Source organism: Nonomuraea sp. NPDC005730, from assembly GCF_040630865.1.
In the GTDB taxonomy this organism is placed as follows: domain Bacteria; phylum Actinomycetota; class Actinomycetes; order Streptosporangiales; family Streptosporangiaceae; genus Nonomuraea.
Genome location: NZ_JBEXYK010000004.1, coordinates 301,934 through 323,299, shown reverse-complemented (window position 1 = coordinate 323,299; position 21,366 = coordinate 301,934). Strand labels below are relative to the sequence as shown.

The 21,366-nt window shown below is 72.4% G+C and carries 24 protein-coding genes; 7 read left to right on the top strand and 17 right to left on the bottom strand.

All coding sequences use genetic code 11. The features are described from left to right. The first annotated feature begins 153 nt into the window (after nt 1-153). Nucleotides 154-708, top strand: coding sequence for an XRE family transcriptional regulator (locus ABZ444_RS09090; protein WP_357994479.1), 555 nt, complete (start codon nt 154-156; stop codon nt 706-708). Here ABZ444_RS09090 and ABZ444_RS09085 read toward each other — a convergent pair. The 10 genes from ABZ444_RS09085 to ABZ444_RS09040 form a co-directional block, all read right to left on the bottom strand. Beyond that, nucleotides 684-1,436: a methylated-DNA--[protein]-cysteine S-methyltransferase gene (locus tag ABZ444_RS09085; protein ID WP_357994478.1), complete on the bottom strand. Its 753-nt coding sequence runs from the start codon at nt 1,434-1,436 to the stop codon at nt 684-686. The two genes, ABZ444_RS09090 and ABZ444_RS09085, sit on opposite strands and share 25 nt — an antisense overlap. After that, nucleotides 1,433-1,993, bottom strand: a complete 561-nt coding sequence (locus ABZ444_RS09080) for a sigma-70 family RNA polymerase sigma factor (RefSeq protein WP_357994477.1) — start codon at nt 1,991-1,993, stop codon at nt 1,433-1,435. Before ABZ444_RS09080 ends, ABZ444_RS09085 begins: the two co-directional genes overlap by 4 nt. A 104-nt stretch (nt 1,994-2,097) precedes the next feature. Then, complete coding sequence (locus ABZ444_RS09075) at nt 2,098-2,400, bottom strand: DUF1416 domain-containing protein (RefSeq protein WP_357994476.1); 303 nt, start codon at nt 2,398-2,400, stop codon at nt 2,098-2,100. Beyond that, the gene (locus ABZ444_RS09070; protein ID WP_357994475.1) at nt 2,400-3,239 is read right to left on the bottom strand and encodes a sulfurtransferase; all 840 of its coding nucleotides are present in this window, start codon (nt 3,237-3,239) and stop codon (nt 2,400-2,402) included. The genes ABZ444_RS09075 and ABZ444_RS09070 overlap by 1 nt, the downstream gene beginning before the upstream one ends. Continuing rightward, the gene (locus ABZ444_RS09065; protein WP_357967139.1) at nt 3,236-3,649 is read right to left on the bottom strand and encodes a DUF4395 domain-containing protein; all 414 of its coding nucleotides are present in this window, start codon (nt 3,647-3,649) and stop codon (nt 3,236-3,238) included. The genes ABZ444_RS09070 and ABZ444_RS09065 overlap by 4 nt, the downstream gene beginning before the upstream one ends. Before the next feature lie 174 nt (nt 3,650-3,823). Continuing rightward, nucleotides 3,824-4,165: a thioredoxin family protein gene (locus ABZ444_RS09060; RefSeq protein ID WP_352355858.1), complete on the bottom strand. Its 342-nt coding sequence runs from the start codon at nt 4,163-4,165 to the stop codon at nt 3,824-3,826. A gap of 145 nt (nt 4,166-4,310) precedes the next feature. Beyond that, the gene (locus ABZ444_RS09055; protein WP_357994474.1) at nt 4,311-5,126 is read right to left on the bottom strand and encodes a zf-HC2 domain-containing protein; all 816 of its coding nucleotides are present in this window, start codon (nt 5,124-5,126) and stop codon (nt 4,311-4,313) included. Then, nucleotides 5,126-5,638, bottom strand: a complete 513-nt coding sequence (locus ABZ444_RS09050) for a sigma-70 family RNA polymerase sigma factor (RefSeq protein WP_125643242.1) — start codon at nt 5,636-5,638, stop codon at nt 5,126-5,128. Before ABZ444_RS09050 ends, ABZ444_RS09055 begins: the two co-directional genes overlap by 1 nt. Nucleotides 5,639-5,675: 37 nt before the next feature. After that, nucleotides 5,676-6,341, bottom strand: a complete 666-nt coding sequence (locus ABZ444_RS09045; RefSeq protein ID WP_357994473.1) for a DUF2993 domain-containing protein — start codon at nt 6,339-6,341, stop codon at nt 5,676-5,678. 71 nt (nt 6,342-6,412) lie between these two features. Continuing rightward, on the bottom strand, nt 6,413-6,664 hold the full coding sequence (locus ABZ444_RS09040; protein ID WP_357994524.1) for a MoaD/ThiS family protein: 252 nt from the start codon (nt 6,662-6,664) through the stop codon (nt 6,413-6,415). Between the two features lie 176 nt (nt 6,665-6,840). Here ABZ444_RS09040 and ABZ444_RS09035 point away from each other — a divergent pair, with 176 nt between their 5' ends. The 3 genes from ABZ444_RS09035 (at nt 6,841) to ABZ444_RS09025 (ending at nt 11,554) form a co-directional block, all read left to right on the top strand. Continuing rightward, entirely contained in the window at nt 6,841-7,533 is a 693-nt protein-coding gene (locus ABZ444_RS09035) for a response regulator transcription factor (RefSeq protein ID WP_357994472.1), read from the top strand. 103 nt (nt 7,534-7,636) lie between these two features. Beyond that, nucleotides 7,637-11,083 (top strand): tetratricopeptide repeat protein, encoded by a 3,447-nt coding sequence (locus ABZ444_RS09030; protein WP_357994471.1) that lies wholly within the window; start codon nt 7,637-7,639, stop codon nt 11,081-11,083. 102 nt (nt 11,084-11,185) lie between these two features. Beyond that, a complete protein-coding gene (locus ABZ444_RS09025; RefSeq protein WP_357967125.1) occupies nt 11,186-11,554 on the top strand; it encodes a hypothetical protein in 369 nt (122 codons plus the stop codon). A gap of 21 nt (nt 11,555-11,575) precedes the next feature. Here the strand turns inward: ABZ444_RS09025 and ABZ444_RS09020 are convergent, their stop codons facing one another. Further along, nucleotides 11,576-12,766 (bottom strand): aromatic acid exporter family protein, encoded by a 1,191-nt coding sequence (locus ABZ444_RS09020; protein ID WP_357994470.1) that lies wholly within the window; start codon nt 12,764-12,766, stop codon nt 11,576-11,578. 103 nt (nt 12,767-12,869) lie between these two features. Here ABZ444_RS09020 and ABZ444_RS09015 point away from each other — a divergent pair, with 103 nt between their 5' ends. Continuing rightward, entirely contained in the window at nt 12,870-13,466 is a 597-nt protein-coding gene (locus ABZ444_RS09015; protein ID WP_357994469.1) for an alpha/beta hydrolase, read from the top strand. 76 nt (nt 13,467-13,542) lie between these two features. Here the strand turns inward: ABZ444_RS09015 and ABZ444_RS09010 are convergent, their stop codons facing one another. The 4 genes from ABZ444_RS09010 to ABZ444_RS08995 form a co-directional block, all read right to left on the bottom strand. Beyond that, the gene (locus ABZ444_RS09010) at nt 13,543-14,391 is read right to left on the bottom strand and encodes a PHP domain-containing protein (RefSeq protein ID WP_357994468.1); all 849 of its coding nucleotides are present in this window, start codon (nt 14,389-14,391) and stop codon (nt 13,543-13,545) included. A gap of 17 nt (nt 14,392-14,408) precedes the next feature. Continuing rightward, entirely contained in the window at nt 14,409-15,116 is a 708-nt protein-coding gene (locus ABZ444_RS09005; RefSeq protein WP_357994467.1) for a zf-HC2 domain-containing protein, read from the bottom strand. After that, nucleotides 15,113-15,607, bottom strand: coding sequence for a sigma-70 family RNA polymerase sigma factor (locus ABZ444_RS09000; RefSeq protein WP_352355860.1), 495 nt, complete (start codon nt 15,605-15,607; stop codon nt 15,113-15,115). The genes ABZ444_RS09005 and ABZ444_RS09000 overlap by 4 nt, the downstream gene beginning before the upstream one ends. Nucleotides 15,608-15,781: 174 nt before the next feature. Beyond that, nucleotides 15,782-16,387 carry a hypothetical protein gene (locus tag ABZ444_RS08995; protein ID WP_357994466.1) on the bottom strand — a complete coding sequence of 202 codons (606 nt, stop codon included), beginning with the start codon at nt 16,385-16,387 and terminating at the stop codon, nt 15,782-15,784. A 291-nt stretch (nt 16,388-16,678) separates the two neighbouring features. Here ABZ444_RS08995 and ABZ444_RS08990 point away from each other — a divergent pair, with 291 nt between their 5' ends. Then, a complete protein-coding gene (locus tag ABZ444_RS08990) occupies nt 16,679-18,262 on the top strand; it encodes a Coagulation factor 5/8 type domain-containing protein (RefSeq protein ID WP_357994465.1) in 1,584 nt (527 codons plus the stop codon). A gap of 18 nt (nt 18,263-18,280) precedes the next feature. On the opposite strand, the gene ABZ444_RS08985 is transcribed toward ABZ444_RS08990, so the two are convergent. Next, nucleotides 18,281-19,486 (bottom strand): MFS transporter, encoded by a 1,206-nt coding sequence (locus tag ABZ444_RS08985; RefSeq protein ID WP_357994464.1) that lies wholly within the window; start codon nt 19,484-19,486, stop codon nt 18,281-18,283. 80 nt (nt 19,487-19,566) lie between these two features. Between ABZ444_RS08985 and ABZ444_RS08980 the strand changes: the two genes are divergently transcribed. Continuing rightward, complete coding sequence (locus tag ABZ444_RS08980; RefSeq protein ID WP_357994463.1) at nt 19,567-20,484, top strand: LysR family transcriptional regulator; 918 nt, start codon at nt 19,567-19,569, stop codon at nt 20,482-20,484. Here ABZ444_RS08980 and ABZ444_RS08975 read toward each other — a convergent pair. Beyond that, on the bottom strand, nt 20,450-21,340 hold the full coding sequence (locus ABZ444_RS08975; RefSeq protein WP_357994462.1) for a hypothetical protein: 891 nt from the start codon (nt 21,338-21,340) through the stop codon (nt 20,450-20,452). The genes ABZ444_RS08980 and ABZ444_RS08975 overlap by 35 nt on opposite strands. Nucleotides 21,341-21,366 lie beyond the last annotated feature (26 nt).

The window sequence follows — 21,366 nt, the reverse complement described above, 5'->3', positions numbered from 1 at the left end:
AGCGGTCTGTCCCTTACGCCGCAGCCGCAACCCGTGGACACCCTGTGGCCAGCGTGTTTCCAGGCCACTCCTGAGCAGTGACAAATGCGGGAAACGACGATTCGGCCCACAGGAGGCGGTCACACCGGACGAGCCTTGCGGCACGATGGCGATATGGAGCCGCTGCCCGCGTTCGACCAGGACCCCGCCGTCGTCGGTGACCGGCTGCGACGGCTGCGCCAGGCGCGCGGGGTCTCGCTGTCCGAGCTCGCCAAGCGGGCGGGCATCGGGAAGGCCACGCTGTCCGGCGTCGAGACCGGCACCCGCAACCCCACGCTGGAGACGCTCTGGGCGATCACCGCGCAACTCGGCGTGCCCATCGGGGCGATACTCGACTCGCCGCCCGAGCCGCAGACCATGCGCGGCGCCGCCATCGAGGCCGACCTGCTGGAGGTCTTCGAGGACGACAGCGTCACCTACGAGCTCTACCGCGTCCGCGTGCCCCCGGGCGTCACCCAGACCTCGCCCGCCCACCACAAGGGGGTGAGCGAGCACGTCACGGTCTTCACCGGCACACTCAGCGCCGGCCCGATCCACGAGCCGCTCACGGCCGGGGCCGGCGACCACATCTCCTGGCTCTCCGACGTCCCCCACGGCTACCGCGCGCACGGCCCCGACGTCGTGCGCGCCACCCTGCTGATGCGTTACCCGACCAAGCCGCCCGCCTGAGCGGGCCGGCAGGTGCGGCACGGCCGGTAGCCGGCCGCTCTGGCCTGGGCGACGCTGCGGAAGCCGTGCCGGTGCGCGGGGGTGATCCGGCGGGCGTTGTGGCAGGTCGGGAAGCACACCACGCCGGTGGTGTCGCTGGCCAGGTAGAACACCCGCTCCCCGGCCAGCGCGCGCACCCGGTCCAGGTCGACGCCCTCGGCCAGCAGCAGCCGTTCCTTGGCCGCCGGGCCGAACACGTAGTCGCCGGTCACGCCGTCGGACCTGACGACCCGGTGGCACGGCACGAGCAGCGGCACCGGGTTGGCGCCGAGCGCCGTCCCCACCGCGCGTACCGCCCGGGGACGCCCGATCTGCTCGGCCACCCACGAGTACGGCCTGACCTCGCCCCTCGGGATCGTCCTGACCGCGTCGAGCACGTCACGCTGGAAGCCGCTGACGCCGCGCAGGTCCAGTGCCACCTTGCCGAGGCGGCCGGTGCGCAGCGCGGGCACCAGCCCCGCGGGCGGCCGGTCGGCGGCCAGCAGCGGCCGGCCGAAGCGTTTCCTGAACGAGGCGGCGAAGTCGTCACCGGCGTGCACGTACGCCACGCCCTGATCGGTGAAGGCCACCCGCAGCTCGCCGATCGGCGCGGGCACGCTCACCCAGCGGGCGGCGATCCGGTCGAGCAGCCCGGCGGGCGCGTCGGTGGCCAGCGCGGCCAGCCCGGCCAGGAGTGAATCGTTGTTCATCGGGCACCTCCCAGTTCGCGCAGCCGCCGCAGCCCTCGCGACACGTGCGACTTGACCGTGCCCTGCGGAATCCTGAGCACGGTGGCGATCTCGCTGACCGGCAGGTCGACGACGTGCCGGAGCACCACGGCGGCCCGCTGTTCCTCGGGCAGCAGGCCGAGCAGGTCCGACAGCTCGTCGCCGGTCTCCCTGCGGACCGCCGCCTCCTCGACGTCCTGGGCGGGGTCGGGCTCGTCCACGGGCTCGTCCCGCAGGTCGGGAGGCGGTTTGCGGGATTTGGCCCTGGCGCAGTTGCGCCAGATGTTCATGAGGATCGTCATCAGCCAGGCCCGCGGCTGCAGCGCGGCCACGCGGTCGGGCTCGTAGCCCGCCAGTGCCCGGTACGCCCGCAGGAACGCCTCGGCGGTGAGGTCCTCGGCGTCGGCCCAGCGCCCGCTCAGCCGCAGCGCGGTCGAGAAGACCAGGCCGCGGTGGGCGGCGTACAGCTCGGCGAAGCCCTCGTCGAGGTCGTCGAGGAGCGCCTTGCGCACCGGGTCGAGACAGTCGGTTCCACTCACGCCCTCTACAACACCGCCGCGCCGGTTTTCGTTGCGCTCGCCCGGAACGGGAACGGGGCCCGTGTCCGGTGTGGACACGGGCCCCGTCTCGGCGCTGTCTGGGCTCAGACGGCGACCGCGAGCTGGGCGACCTCACCCAGCCTGGCCTCCACCTGAACGTCGCGGGTGACGCCGCCGCCCGCGATGATGCGGACGGTCCAGTCGCCGGGCGCGGCGAAGAAGCGGAAGACGCCGTCGTCGGAGACGACGACCTCACCGGTGAACTCGCCGGAGTGGTCGAGCAGCCGCGCGTAGGCGGTGGTGGCGCCCGTCACCACGCCCTGGATGACGGCCTGGTTGGTCAGATCGATCCCGGCCGGCAGCGCGATGGTCTGCTCCGGCGCTCCGCAACCCTGTGCAGTGGTCATCAGCGGGCCTCCCCCAGCTCGATCGGCACGCCCACGAGCGAGCCGTATTCCGTCCACGAACCGTCGTAGTTCTTCACGTTGCCCTGGTCGAGGAGCTCGTGCAGCACGAACCACGTGTGCGCCGAGCGCTCGCCGATGCGGCAGTAGGCGATGGTGTCCTTGCCGAAGTCGACGCCGGCCTCGCCGTAGAGGGCGCGCAGCGCGTCGTCGGACTTGAAGGTGCCGTCGTCGTTCGCGGCCTTGGACCACGGGATGTTGCGGGCGGTGGGCACGTGGCCGCCGCGCTGGGCCTGCTCCTGCGGGAGGTGGGCCGGGGCGAGCAGCTTGCCGGTGAACTCGTCGGGCGAGCGCACGTCGACCAGGTTGAGCTTGCCGATCGCGGAGACCACGTCGTCGCGGAAGGCGCGGATCGCGGTGTCCTGCTCCTGGGCGACGTACTGGGTCTTGGCGCGCTCGGGCACGTCGCGGACCAGCTCGCGGGAGTCGAGCTCCCACTTCTTGCGCCCGCCGTCGAGCAGCTTGACGTCCTGGTGGCCGTAGAGCTTGAAGTACCAGTACGCGTAGGACGCGAACCAGTTGTTGTTGCCGCCGTAGAGCACGACGGTGTCATCGTTGGAAATGCCGCGGTCCGACAGCAGGGCCTCGAAACCGGTCTTGTCCACGAAGTCGCGGCGGACCGGGTCCTGCAGGTCCTGCCGCCAGTCGACCTTCACGGCGCCACGGATGTGGCCCTTGTCATAGGCGCTGACGTCTTCGTCGACCTCGACGAGTACGACGTTGGGGGTGTCGAGGTTGGCCTCGACCCAGTCGGCGTCCACCAGGGCGGCGGAGCGGCTCATTGGGAAACCTCCATTTTGGCGGCGGGCAGTAGACGGCGGGTGAGCAGGTACGTTTCGCAGCCGAGGCAGAATCCGAAGGCTGCGTTGAGGAAGGCGGCGAGGAGAGCCGCGGCCGTGGCCCCGAGGGCCAGCGGTGTGATCCCGGCGGCGAACCCGGCCAGCCCCGCGACCGCGAAGAGCAGCCCCACCCCCTGCGCGAACCGCGGCGGGCGGGCGTCTTCGGTCTCCTTCGGCGCGCTCCTGACGAGCGCCTTGAAGAGCATCGTGTACGGCGAGCGGCGTGCGACTCCCAGCGCGAAGACCACCGCCTGGACGGCGAGCAGCCACGCGTTCCCCGTCACGAGGACGAGAGCGAGGACCAAGGTGGTGACGGCCGCACCGAAGCGCAGCGCTCTGGGATCAGCACGCATCGCAGGATGCTCCTGAAGGGGTCGAATGGGGCGGACCAGATGTCCGCGGTGACCGTCCTCAGGCAGCGCGACAGAGCGCGGTGGCTACGCGGCAGAAATCAACCGCGCGCCGCTTCGTGAGCAGCTCTGTCGACGGGTTCATAGCGACGACCCTACTCGTCGTCTCGCCATCTGTCACATCTCGTCCGAGTTCTGAGACAGTTCGTGAGACGGCCGTGACTCCCCGGAGGGGATCGCGACCGCCAGCGCGGCCAGCACGTCGGCCTTCCGTGGCTGGCCAGAGGCCTTTTTGACCACGTTGCCTGACGGATCCAGCACAAATACGGTCGGCGTGCGCATGACGTCGAACCGCCGCACCAGATCGAGCCGGGACTCCGCGTCGATCTCCACGTGCGCCACCCCGGGCACGAGCGCGCTCACGTCGGCCAGCACCCGCCTGGTCGCCCGGCAGGGCTGGCAGAACGCGGTCGAGAACTGCACCAGCGTGGCCCGCTCGCCCATGGCGGCGCCCAGCATGTCCGCGGTCAGCCGTTCCCCGGCCGCCGCGCGCACCCGTCCGTCGCGGCGCAGACGAACCACCCCGATCACCGTGCCGAGCGCCAGCGTCGCCAGCGCGATCCACAGACCCGTCACCTCAGGTGCCAACCACGGGCGGCCGCGATTACTTCCTGGCCGGGCCGGGGACGTTCACCAGGACGCGTCCCCGCCGGTCGACGACCTCGAAGCGGTCGATGCGCCGCATGAGCACCGGCGTCGCCATCTGGAAGACGGTCTCCTTGCGGTAGGTCTCGCGGCTGACGGTCCAGCTCCCGACGACCTCGCGCCGCCCCCTGTCGTCGTAGACGGCCAGGCTGCAGGCGGTGCCGACCGGCACGTTCCGCACGGTCACCAGCAGCTCGGTGCGCCCGTCGCCGGGCAGGGCGTAGACCGTGGCGTAGTAGTCCTTGGCCGCGTTCTCGCCCTTGAACGCCCGGCCGTCGCCGGTGGTGCTCAGGGGCGTCGTGGGCATCGCGCTCGGCGTCGGGAGGGCCTTCCTGAGCTGGGCGTCGGGCGCGGCGTCGCTGGCGACGAAGCCCTCCGTCTCGGGCGACTTCCCGGCCGCCGAGGACTGGGGGGCGGCCGCGGGCGCGGCCGCGGTCTGCTGCCCGACGTCCTGCCGGGTGACGGTCCAGACCGTGCCGCCGACGGCGATCACCGCGACGGAGGCGGCCACGGCCAGCATGAGCCGGCCGCGCCGGTGGCGCCGGGCGCGGGCGTTGAGCAGCCGGTCGAGCACCTGGCGCGGCGGACTGGCCACCAGCTCGACGTCGCGCTCGGACACCTTGCCGAGGAAGGCGGCGACGCCTTCGAGTTCGAGCAGCTCGGCGCCGCAGGTCTCGCAGGTGGCCAGGTGGTTGTCGATCTCCAGCGCCTCGTCGGGTTCGAGCGCGCCCAAGGCGTGCGCGCCCATGGCGATGCGCACTTCTTCGCAGGTCATCACGGCGCCAGCCCCCGCTCTTCGAGCGCCAGCTTGAGCGCGCGCAGCGCGTAGTAGGTGCGCGACTTGACCGTGCCCGGCGGAATGCCCAGCGTCGCCGACGCCTCCTTCACCGATCGCCCCCGGTAGTAGACCTCCAGCAGCACCTCGCGGTGCTCGGGCCGCAGCGCGGCCAGCGCCTCGGCCACGGCCCACGACTCGACCGCCCGTTCCAGCTCGTCGTCGGCCGGCAGGACCGCGAGGGCCTCGTCGCCGGTCTCCTGCGGCCTGGCCTTCTTGGCCCGGTGCTGGTCGACCACGAGGTTACGCGCCACCGTGAACAGCCAGGCCCGGATGGGACGGCCGGAGAGGGCGTCGGGGTGCCGCCAGGCCCGCAACAGCGTCTCCTGCACCACGTCCTCCGCACGTCCGGAATCACCGGTGAGTCGCAGCACGTACCCGTAGAGTGGCCCGGCGTGCTCGTCGAAGAGGGTGCGTACGAGTTCCTCGTCCGCGGTGCCTGCTGCGCTCACGCCCTCATCACGTACGGGGGGCCGCAGCGGTTCAGGCTCATCCACGGATCGGCACGTCAGACGCTTCGGCCGAGAACTCCAATCCGTCGGCCACGCTCTTGACCCCGGTGATCTTCACGTCGAAGGGCAGCCCGCCCTTGAACGGGATCGTGTAGGTGACGAAACGGGCGAGCTGGTCGGGCACGCCCTGGATCTTCTCCGCCTGGAGCCTGATGGCCCCGTCGGCCACGTCGACCCGCATCTCTGCGGTGAACTGCACCTTCTGCACCCCCACCGTCACCTCTCCCGACGCCACGAGCCGCCGCCCGTTGCCGCTGATCTTGATGCCCCGGGGCGCGTACTTGTCGATCGTGGCCCGGGTGAGCACGCCGCTCACGGTGACGCGCCCGGCCCGGACGTCGGCACGGTTCTGCAGCACGTCGGACAGCGGGGCGGTCACGTCGTAGGCGACGCCGCGCAGGTTCTTCACCGGCACGCCTCCGTAGGTGAGGGTGCCGAGATCGAACCGTACCTCGGGATAGTGCCCCGAGACGGCCTGAGTGAGAAACGGGATGCCCTCGATCGTCACCTTGGGGGTGCCACTGAGGTCGGTGGCGGCGGCGATCCGGTTGGACAGGTCACGCTCCACCCCGGCCACGGCGACACGGTCGACGACGACGAAGAGGACGACCAGCACGATCAGAAAGATGATCAGCTTGCGCATGGGGCTCCCTGTCGTCGGCGGGGGTTCGAGCCTATCGATCCGGCGGTCTCCTTCCCCGCCGGAGCCGTCGATCACCCGCCGGCGAAGGGCGGCAGCACCTCCACCGTGACGCCCTCGCCGAGCACCACCGTGTCGTGGGCGCGCCGGCCCACGGGGGCGCCGTCGACAAGGAACGACGAACGGCCGACCACCCGGGCGAGCTCGGCCCGGTTCGCTGTGATTTTGGTCATCAGTTCGTCAAGAGTCGCCGCTTCGAACGGCTCCTCCGCAACTCCGGCGGCTTCCTTGGCCGCCGCCCAATAACGTACTTTTCCTGTGGCCATGCGTTGCCTCACAATCGCCTTCGCTCCATTGTGCGACGCCCTTGACGCGGTTGTTGCAAAGGGCCCGCTGTTCACCTGGTGGACGCGCAATGGACGCGACCAAGCCGTGGGATATCCTCGCCTACAGGACCTGGGCGACGTCGCCTCCGGGTCCTTGTGTGTTAGAGGAGGCCGTGATGAGCAACCTGCTGCTGCTGACCAACGCCCTCGAGCCGTCCTCCGAGGTGCTGCCGGCGCTGGGGTTGCTGCTCCACTCCGTCCGGGTCTCGCCGGCCGAGGCGTCGGCGCTCATCGACACGCCGCCCGCCGACGCCGTCGTCGTCGACGCGCGCAAGGAGCTCGTCCAGGCCAAGAGCCTGTGCCGGTTGATCCGCACCACGGGCATCGACTGCCCGCTGCTGGTGGTGGTGACCGAGGGCGGCCTGGCCGCGATGACCGCCGAGTGGGGGGTCGACGACGTGCTGCTGGAGACCGCCGGGCCCGCCGAGGTGGAGGCGCGGCTGCGCATGGCGACCGGGCGCAGGTCGCAGACCGCCGCCGAGGACGTCCCCGACGAGATCCGCAGCGGCGACCTGTCGATCGACGAGGCCACCTACACCGCGCGGCTGCGCGGGAACGTGCTCGACCTGACGTTCAAGGAGTTCGAGCTGCTGAAGTACCTGGCCCAGCATCCCGGCCGGGTCTTCACCCGCGCCCAGCTCCTGCAGGAGGTCTGGGGCTACGACTACTTCGGCGGCACCAGGACGGTCGACGTGCACGTCCGGCGGCTGCGCGCCAAGCTCGGCACCGAGAACGAGTCGCTGATCGGGACCGTCCGCAACGTCGGCTACCGGTTCGTGCCCGATCGCAGCGATTCGGCGCACGTGTGATCCGTTGACCCGTGTTCGCCTGATGTGACACTTTGTCGTTGGGTCTGTTTCCAACCTGTCATGTCGAGGACACCGCCGTCCCCAGATTGGTGGTGGTGGCGGCGTGGGTCTGTTCAGGTCACTCGTGGACGAGGGCGCGAGCCCCCGCCTCTTCCGCCGCGGCGAGCTGATCTGCTCGCCGGTCCGGCCGGTCAACCGCGTCCACCTGATCGACCACGGGTACGCCCGCGAGCACGTCCCCGGCGGCGACCGGGAGGTCGTGCACGACCTGCGCGGCCCCGGCGACCTGGTGGGCGAGCTGGCCTTCTGGAGCCCGGGAGAGCGCGTCAAGGTGGACGCCCTGACCGAGGTCCGGGCCTGGCCCATCGACCTGCGGCGGTTACGCGAGCACGCCTCGGCGGGCCCGGCCGTGGCGACCGCGCTCGTCCAGGAGCTGTTCGCCAGGAACCTGGCGGCCCGCAGGCACGAGGCGCTGGCCCGGGCCCCGGTCGCCGCCCGGCTGGCCGTGTGGCTGCTGCACCTGGACGAGCGGTACGAGCTGGCCTCCCCCGCCGCGCCGCCGCTGTCCATGGAGACGCTGGCCGACCTCGTGGGCAGCGCGCCCGACGTCGTGCAGCGGCAGCTCACGCAGTGGGTCAGGCGCGGCCTGCTGGTGCGGCCGGGGTACCGGCGGCTGCGGATCGCCGACCCGGTGGCGCTGCGCGAGGCCGCGGGGGCCTGGGAGCACCTGTCCGAGCCGTGGCGCGGCCGGGTGACGCCGTTCCTCACGCGGCCGGGCGCGCAGGCCGGGCCGCTGCCGGTCGGCGAGCTGCCGAAGCCGCGCCAGCTGCCCGCCGGCGTGCCCGACTTCACCGGCCGCCAGCAGAGCCTCGACCTGCTCACGGCCTGGCTGGACCGGCCGCGGCGGACGAACACCATGGTCGTGCAAGGTCTGACCGGCGTGGGCAAGACCGCGCTGGTGACGCATTGGGGGCACCTGCACGCCGACCGGTTCCCCGACGGCCAGATCATGATCGACCTGCGCGGCCAGTCGCCGACCCAGCCGCCGATGAGCTCGGCCGAGGCGCTCGGGCAGATCCTGCGTTCGCTCGGCGTCGGCGAGCACATGCCGGCCTCCGACGAGGCCGAGCTGATGCTGCTCTACCGCAGCAGGATCGCCGGGCGCAGGCTGCTGCTCGTCCTGGACAACGCGGCCGACCCGGCCCAGGTGCGGGCGCTGCTGCCCGGCGGCAAGGACTGCGTGGTGCTGGTGACCAGCAGGACACGGATGGCGCCGCTGCGCGCCACCGGGCACGCCGACCTCATGGACCTGTCGGTGCTCGACCCGGGCAACGCGGTGGCGCTGCTGGTGTCGGTGCTCGGCGAGGGCTCGCCGCGGGCCGCGGACCGGGACGCGCTGGCCGAGCTGGCCCGGGTGTGCTCGTACCATCCGTACGCGTTACGGATCTCGGCGGCCAAGCTGGCCGAGGATCCGGGGCTGAGCGTGCGGTCGCGGGCGGCGGAGCTGCGTACGCCGGACCGGCCGCTGGCCGGGGACCCGGAGGAGGCGTTCAGGTCGGCGCTGGACCTGGCGTACGAGTCGCTGGGCCCCGCGCAGCGGCGGGCCTTCCGGCACGTCGGGCTGCTGCCCGGGAGGGACTTCGCGCCGGAGGTGCTGGCGGCGGCGCTGGGCGTGCCGGTGGGCGAGGCGGTGGCGGCGGTGGAGGGGCTGCACCGGGCGTACCTGGTCGAGCCGCTGCCCGGGTCGCGGTACCGGGTGCACGACCTGGTCAAGTGGCAGGCCAGGGAGCTGGGCCGGCACGCCGAGGCGGGGGTGCGCGAGGCCAGGGTGCGGCTGCTCGACCACTACCTGGCGGTCGCGACCGGTCCGGGCACGCCGCGCGAGTGGTTCGAGGCCGAACGGCGGTCGCTGGTCTCGGCGGTGCGGCTGGCCGAGGAGAGCGGGGCGTACGGGATGGCCTGGCAGCTCGCCGAGGCGGTGTTCGAGCCGTTCAGGAGGCTGCGGTACTACGAGAACAACCTGGAGGTGCAGCAGGCCGGGCTGACCTCGGCCATCCAGGTGGGCAACCGGCGGGCCGTCGCGCTCATGCGCAGCCACCTCGGCTCGATCCACCGCGACATCGGGCCCTCCACGCTGGCGGCCAGGTTCATCGGCGAGGCGCTGGCCGACTTCACCTCGCTGGGCGACCGCGCGGGGCTGGCCCGCGCGCTCAACGACCTGGCCGAGGTGCACGGCATCGCGGGCAACAGGGACGCGGCGCTGCGCCGCGCGGGCGAGGCGCTGGAGGTGTACCAGGAGATCGGCGACCTGGCCGGCGTGGCCACCTGCCTGCACACGCTCGCCCTGCTGCACCTGTCACGGGAACGGCACGACCTGGCGCTGCGGTACGCCGGCCAGGCGCTGCGCGTACGGGAGGAGCTGGGCGACCGCAGGGGCACCGCGCAGAGCCTGATCGTCTCGGCCCGGGTGCGGCAGAGCCTGGGCGAGCCGGACGCGGCGTTGTCGGAGGGCCTGGAGGCGTTGTCGATCTGCCACGAGCTGGGCGACGAGCACGCCGAGGCCGAGACGCTGCTCTGCCTGGCCGAGATCTACGACCGGCTCCGGCTGCAGCAGGACGCCCGCCGCGACGCCGAACGCGCCCTGGCCGGGTACACGGCCACCGGCGACCAGCACGGCTGCGGACGGGCGTTGTGCGCGCTGGGCCGCATCGCGCGCAACGGCTCGCGCTACGACGAGGCGCTGGCCTGCTACGAGCAGGCGCTGGCGGTGCAGGTCGAGCTCCACCACGAGCAGGGCAAGGCCGAGACGCTCGGCGACATCGGGCTGGTGCACTGGCGGCTGTCGGACTACCTGCGCGCCGACGACTACCTGAACCAGGCGCTCGGCATCAGCCGGGTGATCCGCGACGAGCCCGTCGAGGCCCGCATGCTCAACCGGCTGGCCCGGGTGCGCCGCCGCCAGGGCCTGCCCCAGGTGGCCTTCGTGTACGCGCTGGAGGCGCTGGACCTGGTCCAGGGACTGGGCAACCGGCGGGCCGAGGCCGACGTGCAGGAGACGCTGGCGTACACGTACCTGTCGCTGGGGTGGCACGAGCAGGCGCTGCGGGCGGCGCGGGCCTCGCTGGCGCTCAGGGAGGAGACGGGCGACAACCGGGCCAGCGCGCTGCTGTCGATCGCACAGGCGCTGCACACGGGCGGCGAGCCCGCGGCGGCCCTGGAGTACGCCAGGCAGACCGCCGAGCTGCAGAACGAGACCGGCACCAAGGACCGGTGGGGGGCGGCGCTCACGACGCTGGCCATGGTGCTGCTCGACCTGGACCGGGCGGAGGAGGCCCTGGTCCACGCCAAGCAGGCCAGGGACGTGCACCTGGAGTGCGGGACGCGGCGCGACCTGGGATGCGCGCTGAGGGCGCTCGGCCTGATCACCGCCAGGCTCGGGGACCGCGAGGCGGCGGTGGCCCATCTGGCCGAGGCCGTACGCACGCTGGACGACGTCGGGGACGTCTTCGAGGGCCGGCGGGCGGCGCAGGAGCTGCGGGAGCTCTCCTGAAATACCGCTAAAAGTCGGGAAATCTCGGAAGTGAGGTCGCAGATCTTCTCCGCGCCTTCTCGTTGGCTGGTGTCACCAGCCAACGACACGGAGGTGATCCGGATGCTCAAGAACCATATGCGTCGAGACCTGCAGTCACTCAAGCGACAGGCGCGCAGGGACCGGCGGGTCACGCTCGGCCTGCTGGCCGGGGTGCTGGCCGCCTGGAGCCGTCAGCTCTCGCCGGGTGACCCGCCGGCGGGGCCGGGGGTGCTGCTCGCCCTGTCCGTCGGGCTGCTCACCGCGTCGGGGGCGGCCTGGCTGATGGCCGCCTACTTCGCGGTACGGGCGGTCAGGCCGCGGTCCGAACCGGTGGAGGTGCTGGTCTGGGTGGCGCGGGTGAGCAGGAGCAAGGAGTGGGCGTTCTGCTCACTGGCCGCGTACGTGGCCTGGCACCTGCTCCAGTTCGTCACCGCGCTGCTCCTGGCCTGAACGGGGGCGCGGCGGGCGGGGTCAGGGGAAGGCGGACCGATGGGGGCCGGTGTCGGGGTCGAACTCGTGGCGGATCCTGGCGCAGTCGTCGAGCAGGGCGCCGTACAGGGGCCACAGGGGGCCCTTGGGCGGGGAGCCGGCCAGCTCGGCGGCCAGGTGGCGCTGCTGGTGCTCGCCCTCGCGCAGGGCCGCGCACAGGTCCGCCATGTCCCTGGACGCGGCCTTGCCCACCTGGATCAGGCCGAAGTCGCGGAAGATGCGCGACAACGCGCGCAGCTCGCCGGCCAGGGGTTCGGGCAGGTCGGCGGCCTTCTCGCCGGGCAGGCCGCGGGCGCCGGCGACCAGGTCCACCAGCCCCCGCGCGATGCTCCTGAGCTGGTGCCCGGCGTGGTCGAGACAGGTCGCGGCCTCGGCCGACTGGCGCAGGCGCCGGTCGTAGCGGCGGCGCCGGCGGAAGGTCAGGCGCAGGGACTCGGCCGCCTGGTCGGCGGTGTCCTTGGTCTCCTCCAGGCGCTGGGACAGCTCGCGGGCGCGGTCGAGCCAGTCGCGGGCCATGTCCTCGGTCCAGTGGCCGCTCAGCCCGTCGGCCATGTCCTGGGCCAGGTCGGCCAGCTCGGACGACATGTCGCACAGCTCCCTGGCGGCGTGCTCGACGAAGCGCGGCGGCAGGATGAGCAGGTTCGCCGCGATGCCGATGGCCGCGCCGAGCAGCACGTCGGCCAGGCGCGCGAAGCCGTACGTGCGGCCGAGCGAGAGCACCAGCAGGGCGGTGATCGGGATCTGCACGTTCTGGGCCGGCAGGTTGAGCAGCCGGGTCAGCACGAGCCCGGCCGCCACCAGCACGCCCAGCGTCAGCGCGTTGACGCCCATCAGCCAGATCAGCCCCGACGCCGCCGCCACCCCGACCACGACCGCCCCGACCTGCTGGAACCCGCGGACGACCGTGCTGTAGGCGGTCGCCGAGACCGTGAGCAGCACCCCGATCGGCACCAGCACGGGCAGCGGCACCTTCAGCGCGAACGTGGCGAGCCACCACCCGAACACGCAGGCCAGCGTCACCTTGACGGTCTGGGTGAACGCCTCCCGCTCGGTCCCCAGCCACCCCCGGAACCCCTGGGCGCGCAGGCGCGCGAGCCCGGCCGCCGCGCCCGAGAAGATCCGCCCGAGCGGCGCGCCGGCGCTCTGCTGCTTGCGCCCCGGCTCTTTGTCCATACTCCCAGGTCAATGCCCATTCGAGTGGTGGATAGAGGTCGCCGTGCCTGGGTAGCGGCAAGATTGTGGCGCAGCGGGGCAGCGCGCCCGTCGGAGGTGAAGCATGACCGGCGACCTGGTCGTCCCTGACGCCGCCCGGGGGGTGGTGGTGTTCGCGCATGGCAGCGGCAGCGGCCGGCACAGCCCGCGCAACCGGTACGTGGCAGAGGTGCTGAACAAGGCCGGCCTGGGGACACTGCTGTTCGACCTGCTCACGCCCGAGGAGGAGGCCGACCGGGCCAACGTGTTCGACATCGGGCTGCTGGCCGGACGGCTGCTGGAGCGTACGGAGGAGCTGCGCGGGCACGAGGAGGCGGCGGGGCTGCCGATCGGCTACTTCGGCGCGAGCACGGGCGCGGCGGCGGCACTGTGGGCGGCGGCCGAGCCGGACAACCGGATCGCGGCGATCGTCTCCCGCGGCGGGCGGCCCGACCTGGCCGGGAAACGGCTGGCCGCGGTCCGCGCGCCCACCCTGCTCATCGTCGGCGGCCGGGACCCGATCGTGATCGACCTGAACGAGGAGGCGCAGCGGCACCTGAGCGCCGAACATCGCCTGACCGTCGTGCCCGGCGCCACCCACCTGTTCGAGGAGCCGGGCGCGCTGGAGCGCGTCGCCGAACACGCCCGCGACTGGTTCACCACGTACTTCAACGCGCCGTGACCGGTTCCGCCGGCCTGTTCAGCGCGCCGTGATCGGTGCCGGCCTGTTCAGCGGGTCGTGATCGGTGCCGGCCTGTTCAGCGGGTCGTGATCGGTGCGGCGCCCTTCGCCTCGGCGAGCAGGTGCGCGTAGACCTCGGGGTCGGTGGTCTCGCAGCCCAGGCGGTGGCCGGTCAGCTCGCCGTGGTCGTCGCTCGACCCGGTCACCTCCAGGCCGAGCCCGGCGGCGAGGCGGCGCAGGTGGGCGCGGGCCTCGTCGTCGTGGTCGAGGTGGTCGGCCTCCACGCCGAAGAGCCCGGCCGCGGCCAGCTCGGCGATCCACTCGTCGGGCACCGCCTCGCCGCGCCTGACCGCCTTCGGATGGGCCAGCACGGGCACCCCGCCGGCCGACCGCACGAGGCGGACCGCGCGTACGGGGTCGAGGGCGTAGCGGGTGACGTGCGCGCGGCCGCCCGCGCCGATCCACTCGGGCGTGAACGCCTCCTCGGGCGCGGCCACGGCCCCCGCGGCGACCATGGCGCGGGCGATGTGCGGCCGTCCGACCGGGCTGTCGCCGGCCACCGCGGACACGTGCTCCCAGGTGATCGGCACGCCCAGCTCGACCAGCCGTTCGACGGTCAGCCTGCCGCGTTCCTCGCGGGCCCGGCGGATGCGTTCGCACTCGGCCAGCAGCTCGGGGTCGGCGGGGTCGAAGAGGTAGGCGAGCAGGTGGATGCTCTGCCCGGCCCGCCGGCACGACAGCTCCATGCCCGGCACCAGCGTCAGGCCCTCGGGCAGCGCCTCGACGGCCGCGCGGTGCCCGGCGACGGTGTCGTGGTCGGTCAGCGCGAGCACGTCGAGGCCGCGCTCGCGGGCGCGGCGCACCACGTCGGCCGGCGGCTGCGTGCCGTCGGAGGCGGTGCTGTGGCTGTGCAGGTCGATGCGCATCGCTCGATGGTAGGCGGTCACACCTGCACGGTCGCGAGGATGCGGCCGTCCAGGGTCTCGATGGTGAAGTGGTTGAGGTCGTCCTGGGTCAGGCTGGTGCCGCCGTGCAGCAGCATGGGGTCGGGGGCGCCCGGGACGCCGTACCCCTTGTCGGGCACGCCCCAGCTCGCCACGGTCTCCGAGCGGCCGTCGTCGCCGAAGGCCACCAGCCGGCACTTCAGCGGCCCCTTGACGCCCTTGAGCTCCAGCGCCACGTGGGTTCCCCAGCCCTTGTCCTCGACGCCCACCACACCGGACACGCCGGTCGCGGGGTCGTTGACCGGGTAGGTGCGGCCGGTCATGAGCAGGGCGCGGGCGGGGCTGTGCACGCTGTCGGGGTTGGGGCCCGAGGTCGCCGCGTTGACGGCGAGGAAGACGCCGGTCGCGACGAGGAAGCACGCGGCGGCCGACATGAGCCCCCGGTGGAGGGTGCGGCGGCGGCGCTCCACGGCGGCCCGGCGCACCAGCAGCGACTCGACCGGGGAGTCCAGCGTGGACTCCGGCGGCCCGGCGCGCAGGTCGTCGGGATCGACGTCGCGCATCAGCTCCCCCATGGCCGCGAACGCGCCGACCTCGCCGGCGCAGCTCGGGCAGCCGTGCAGGTGGCGTTCGAAGGCGTTGCGCTCGTCGTCGTCCAGCAGGCCCAGCGCGTACGCCGCCACGTCCTCGTGGTGCACTTCGTTCACGGGAGCCCCACCCCCCTTTCCTCCAGTGCGATGCGTAACGCCCGCATCGCGTAGTACACGCGGGACTTCACCGTGCCCACGGGCACGCCGATCGTCTCCGCGGCCTCCTGCAGTGTGCGATCGCGCAGGAAGGTCTCCGTGAGCACCTGGCGGTGCGCCGGCGACAACGACAGCATGGCGTCGGTCACCACGATCTCGCGCAGCAGGCGGTCGTCCTCGGCGGCCACGGCGTTCGCCCGTTCCGGGACCTCCTCCACGGTGTCGAGGGGGCGCGTGCCGGCCCGGCGCCGGTCGTCGATCACGACCCGGCGGGCCACGGTGGCCAGCCAGGGCATCAACGAGCCGTTGTCGGTCCGCAGGTCCCCGAGGTTGCGCCAGGCGCGTACCAGCGTCTCCTGGACGACGTCCTCCGCCCAGCGCCGGTCGCCGCCCGTCAGCCGCACGGCGAAGGCCATCAGCGGGGACCCGTATTCGCGGTACAGGGCCCGCACCATGGCCTCGTCGGTCACACGATGATTCACGCGGCGACTCCTCGCGCTGCGTACATCATGAAATGTCGCCCGGATAACTACTGATATTGAATTATTGCCCTAGTCACGGGCGAGGAACAAGATACGGGATTTGCATCAATCACCCCACCTGTTGTTTCAGCGATAAACAGCTGATCATTCACCCGATGACGCACGCCCGTGCCGGCCCGCCGCTCGCGGCCGTGCCTCCGGACGTGCCTCAGGACGTGCCTCAGGACGTGCCGGCTCGTGCGGACCGGCCCATGCCTCGGCCTCGCGCAGCAGGTCGCGCACCGAGGCGTGCCGGGCGGAGGCCGCGTGCCCGAGCAGGACGCGCACCAGCTCGATCGCCGTCGGCCGGGCGGCCGGATCCGGCCGCCGGCACCGGTCGACCAGGCCGCGCAGCGCGGGCGGCAACCGGTCGAGGTCGTCGCCGCCCCCGGTGTGCCCGGCGGCGGCGAAGACGATCACGTCGGCCCACTCGCGCACGTCGGCCGGCGGGAGGTCGCTGCTCCTCGGGCCGGGCGCGAACGACGCCTCGCCGAGCGGCCCGACCAGCACGTTGTGCGGCCCGAGCCGCAGCCCCGCGATCCCGGTCAGATGCAGCCTGGCCATGGTGGCGGCGGTGCCCAGCGCGAGCCGGTGCAGTGCCTCCCCCTCGTACGGCCCCGCCGCCGCGACCACGTCGGCCAGCGGCTCACCCATCCCCAGGTAGTCGCGCGGCCGAAGGGCCAGCCCGCCACCCCATCCCTGACTGTCCATCGCCGTCCTCCGGCTCGGTGGTCGTCGTCAGGGTGTACGCCGGCCCGCGCGGGCCGGGTTCAACGGCTCCCATGCGGAAAACTCATGGATCGGCCGTGCGGAACTCGTAGCCGTGGCCGTTCGGGTCGCGCACGTGGACGCCCCTTCCGCCGGCCGCCTGGCCGAGGACGTGGGCGCCTGACATTTCGGTCGCGGATTTAGATGAGATCAGCTCATGTTCGGTCTTGCCGGGACCCTTCCGGCGGTGGATGCTTGCGGCGACCCCGGTACCGCAGCCTGGGAGGTGGTCCCGTGTTCCACCGTCTCATCCGCCGGGCGGCCGCAGCCGTCCTTCTCCTGACCGGCGCGCTGGTCGCGCCGTCCGTCCCGACCGCCGCCGCGCACGCCGCCGCCGCCGTGAGCGGCTTCGTGGACGGCCACAGCCACCTGTTCTCGTACGAGACGTTCGGCGGCATGCTCATGTGCGGCAAGCCGTTCGACCCCGACGGCATCGAGGAGGCGCTGGCCGACTGCCCCGACCACTACCCGAACGGCGAGCTGGCCTGGTACGAGAACTTCACCAGGACCGGCAAGCCCACCGGCACCCACGACCCGGTGGGCTGGCCCACCTTCCGCGACTGGCCGGCCAACGACTCGCTGACCCACCAGCAGGCGTACTACACCTGGGTCGAGCGCGCGTGGCGCGGCGGGCTCCGGGTACTGGTCAACGACCTGGTGGCCAACCGGCAGCTGTGCGCGATCTACCCGCTGAGGAAGTACTCCTGCGACGAGATGACGTCCATCCGCCTGCAGGCCCAGCGGGCCCGCGAGTTGCAGGACCACATCGACGCCGAGTCGGGCGGCCCCGGACGCGGCTGGTTCCGCATCGTCGACGATCCCGCCGAGGCCAGGAACGTGGCCGCGGCCGGCAAGCTGGCCGTCGTCCTCGGGATCGAGACGTCGGAGCCGTTCGGCTGCCGGCAGATTTTCGGCATCCCGCAGTGCACGAAGTCCCAGATCGACCGGGGCCTGGACGAGATGTACGCGCTCGGCGTGCGCAGCATGTTCGTCTGCCACAAGTACGACAACGCGCTGTGCGGCGTGCGCTTCGACTCCGGCACCCAGGGCGCGATCGTCAACGTCGGCAACCTGCTGTCCACCGGCTCGTTCTGGCAGGCCCGCACCTGCACGGGCCCGGAGCACGACAACACCATCGACCCGGCCGGCGTGCTGCCCGACCAGATCGCGCGACTGCTGCCGCCGGGCGTCTCGCTGCCGCTGTACCCGCCGGCGCCCCACTGCAACACCCGGGGGCTGACCTCGCTCGGCACGTACATGGTCCAGGGCCTGATCCGGCGCGGCATGATGGTGGAGATCGACCACATGAGCGTGAAGGCCGCGGCCCAGACACTCGGTCTGCTGGAGGCGGCCCGCCACCCCGGCGTGATCTCCTCCCACAGCTGGGCCGACCCGGGCTTCTTCAGCCGGATCTACGCCCTCGGCGGCATGATCACCCAGTACGGCCACAACTCCACGGACTTCGTCGCGGAGTGGCGGCGCACCGCGCCGCTGCGGCAGCAGTACAACGTGGGTTACGGCTACGGCCTGGACGTCAACGGCATGGGCCGCCTGCCCGCCCCGCGCGCGGGCAACGCCGCGAACCCGGTGACGTACCCGTTCGCGTCCTTCGACGGGAGTGTGCGCCTCGACCGCCAGCGCACCGGGCAGCGGGTCTGGGACGTCAACGTCGACGGCGTGGCCAACTACGGCCTGGTCCCCGACTGGATCGAGGACATGCGCCTGCTCGCCGGTCAGGACATCGTCCGTGACCTGGCGAGCGGCGCGGAATCGTACCTGCGGACGTGGGAGGCGACCGCCGCGCGGCGACTGCCGTGAGGCGGGCGTCCCCGCCCTTCACGCGACCGGCTGGACGGACCGCGAGGTCCGCCGGCCGGTGGCGAGGTTGAGCAGCAGCGAGCCCGCGGTCAGCGCCACGCCGAACCACACGACGCTGGTCACCCCGACGTTGTCGGCGAACAGCCCGCCGAAGAGCGCGCCGAGCGCGATCGAGGTGTTGTACGCCATCGTGTTGAGCGACATGGCCGCCTCGAAGGTCTCCGGCGCGGCGGCGAGCGTCATGTTGACCTGGGCGAGCTGCACCACGCCGAACGACAGCCCCCAGACGACCAGCGCCACGATCGCCCCCGTGGCGCTGTCGCCGATCGCGAGCAGCAGCAGCATGGCGGTCACGAGCCCCGCGGCGCCGACGACGAAGCTGCCCCGCAGGCTCCGGCTCACGGTGTGCCCGGCGACGAAGTTGCCGATCGCGCCGGCGACCCCGAACACCATCAGCACCCCGGTCACCAGCAGCGGCGAGGCGCCCGCGTTGGCCTCCATGAAGGGCCGGACGAAGGTGTAGGCCCCGAAGTGGCCGAGCACGAACAGCACCACCGTGAACAGCACCAGGCGCAGCGGCAGGTTCCGCAGCGGGAGCCCGAACACCTCGCGGACCGAGACGGCGTTCGCCGACGGCAGCGACGGGATCGTGCCGGCGACCGCCAGGAACACCAGCGCGCTCAGCCCGCTCCAGATGAGGAACGTGGTGCGCCAGTCGGTGAGGCTCTCCAGGAAGGTGCCGAGCGGGATGCCGACCACGGTGGCGATCGAGATGCCGGACATCACGATGGCCGCGGCCCGGTTGGCGTGCCGCTCCTCGACCAGCCGCATCGCCATGCTCACGCCGATGGCCCAGAACACGCCGCTGGCGAAGCCCAGCAGCAGCCGCGTCCCCAAGATCACCGTGTAGCTCGGCGCGATGCCGGTCACCAGGTTGCCCACGGCCAGCACCGCCAGGAGGACCGACAACAGCACCCGCCGGTTGACCCGCCTCGACCACGCCACGATGAACGGCACGCCCAGCCCGGCCGACACGCCCTGCAACGTCACCATCAATCCGGCCGCGCCCACGGAGATGCCCAGGTCCTCGCTGAGCGGGGTCAGCAGCCCTACCGGCATCAACTCGGTCGTGAGGAAGACGAAAAGGCTGGCCGTGATCGCGGCGACCCCGGCCCACGCCCGGAAGGCGGAGCGTGTCGCCTGCGGAGAAAGAGTTTGCGTCATGGGGACAAGCCTGCCGAGACTCCATCGATGAGTCCAACACATAGTTTTCATCACGATCGATCGTGCGGCACGATGGATCTATGGAGCTTCAACAGCTGCGGTATGTCCTCGCCGTCGCCGAGACCAGCAACTTCACCCGGGCCGCCGAGCGCTGCCGGGTCGTGCAGTCGGCGCTCAGCCACCAGATCGCCGCCCTGGAACGGGAGCTGGGCGCCCGGCTGTTCGAGCGCACCAGCCGCCGCGTACGGCTGACCACCGCCGGGGAGGCGTTCCTGCCCGCGGCCCGCGACTGCCTGGAGGCCGCCGACCGGGTGCGGACCGAGGTCGCCGCGGCCAGCGGGGAGATCCGTGGGCGGCTCGCCGTCGGCTCGATCCCCACGGTCTCCGCCGTGGACCTGCCGGTCGTGCTGAAGGAGTTCCGCCGCCGGCACCCGCGGGTGCGCATCACGCTGGTCTCCGCCGGCAGCGAAGACCTGATCGAACGCGTCCGGCGGGGCGAGACCGACGTCGCCTTCCTCGGCCTGCCGACCCGCGCGGAGCCGAAGGCCGTCCAGAGCCGCCCGCTGGCCAGGGGCGAGCTGGTCGCCGTCGTCGCGCCGGACCACCCTCTCGCGGGTGGCGAGAGCGACCTGCGCGGCCTCGCCGACGAGCCGTTCATCGACTTCCGCGCCGGTCACGCCGGGCGCATCCAGTCGGACGTGGCGTTCGCGGCGGCCGGCGTCCACCGCGAGGTCGCCTTCGAGGTCACCTCCGCCGAGTTCATGGTCGACCTGGTCCGGCACGGCCTCGGCGTGGGCCTGCTCCCCGCCGGGTACGCCCCCCGCTTCCCGAACCTCGGCCTCGTCCGCCTCCGCGACGCCCCGGCCCGGGTGGAGCACCTGATCTGGGGCGCCCACCCGTCCGCGGCGGCCGCGGCGTTCCTCGGCCTGATCGGCCCGCCGACCGCAGGCGGCGGGAGCGGGGTCAGCCGCGCAGCAGCGGCTGGCCGGGAAGCTTGACCTTGGTCTTCATCAGGCTGGGCGCGCCGTTGCCGCCGATGTTGACGAAGTAGAGCGCCTTGCCGTCGAAGGCCAGGCTGGCCGGGCTGTCCAGCTTGTCGGCCAGCACCTCCACGCCGCCGCCGGTGCGGACGATGCTGAGGGTGTTACCCGTGTAGCTCGGCACGTAGAGCTGTCCGCGCACGTCGAAGGCCACGCCGTCGGCGCCGGCCAGCTTGGCGTCCTTGACGTACACGGTCGGCACGCCCGCCTTGCCGCCCTTGCCGTACGGGATGCGGACGATCTGCCCTTCGTCGGACACGGCCACGTAGAACGCGCCCGAACGCCAGGCGATGCCGTTCGCCCCGGTGCCGTCCGAGCCGACCAGCAGGGACGACTTGGCCCAGACCGCCGCCTTGCCGTCGGCCACGCGGTAGACGACGCTGTTCGTGGTGTCGGTGACGTAGAGCGCGTGGTCGGGGCCGAAGGCGAGGCCGTTGGCGAAGCCGATCGGCAGCGCGGCGTAGAGCTTGGCCTCGCCGTAGGAGGTGATCCGCCAGATGCCGTTGGTGGCGGCCTCACCGGAGTTGAGGGCGGCGTAGACGTTGCCGTGGCGGTCGGTGGCCAGGCCGTTCAGCTTGCCTTCGCCGATGGGCAGGGCGGCCAGCAGGCTGTCGGTGCCGGTGCTGTCGACCTTCCTGATCTCGCCCTTGGTCAGCAGGCCGACGTATATCGTGCCGTCCGGCGCGACGGTGACGCCCTCGGTGAGGTCGCCGTACGGCTGCACGACGATCGGGCGCAGTGCGGCGGCCTGGGCCGGCGTGGCGACCAGGGTCAGCAGCGCGACGGTGGAGAGGAAGAGGGGGATGCGCTTCATGGCTGTGATCCTGTCGCCGCAAGATC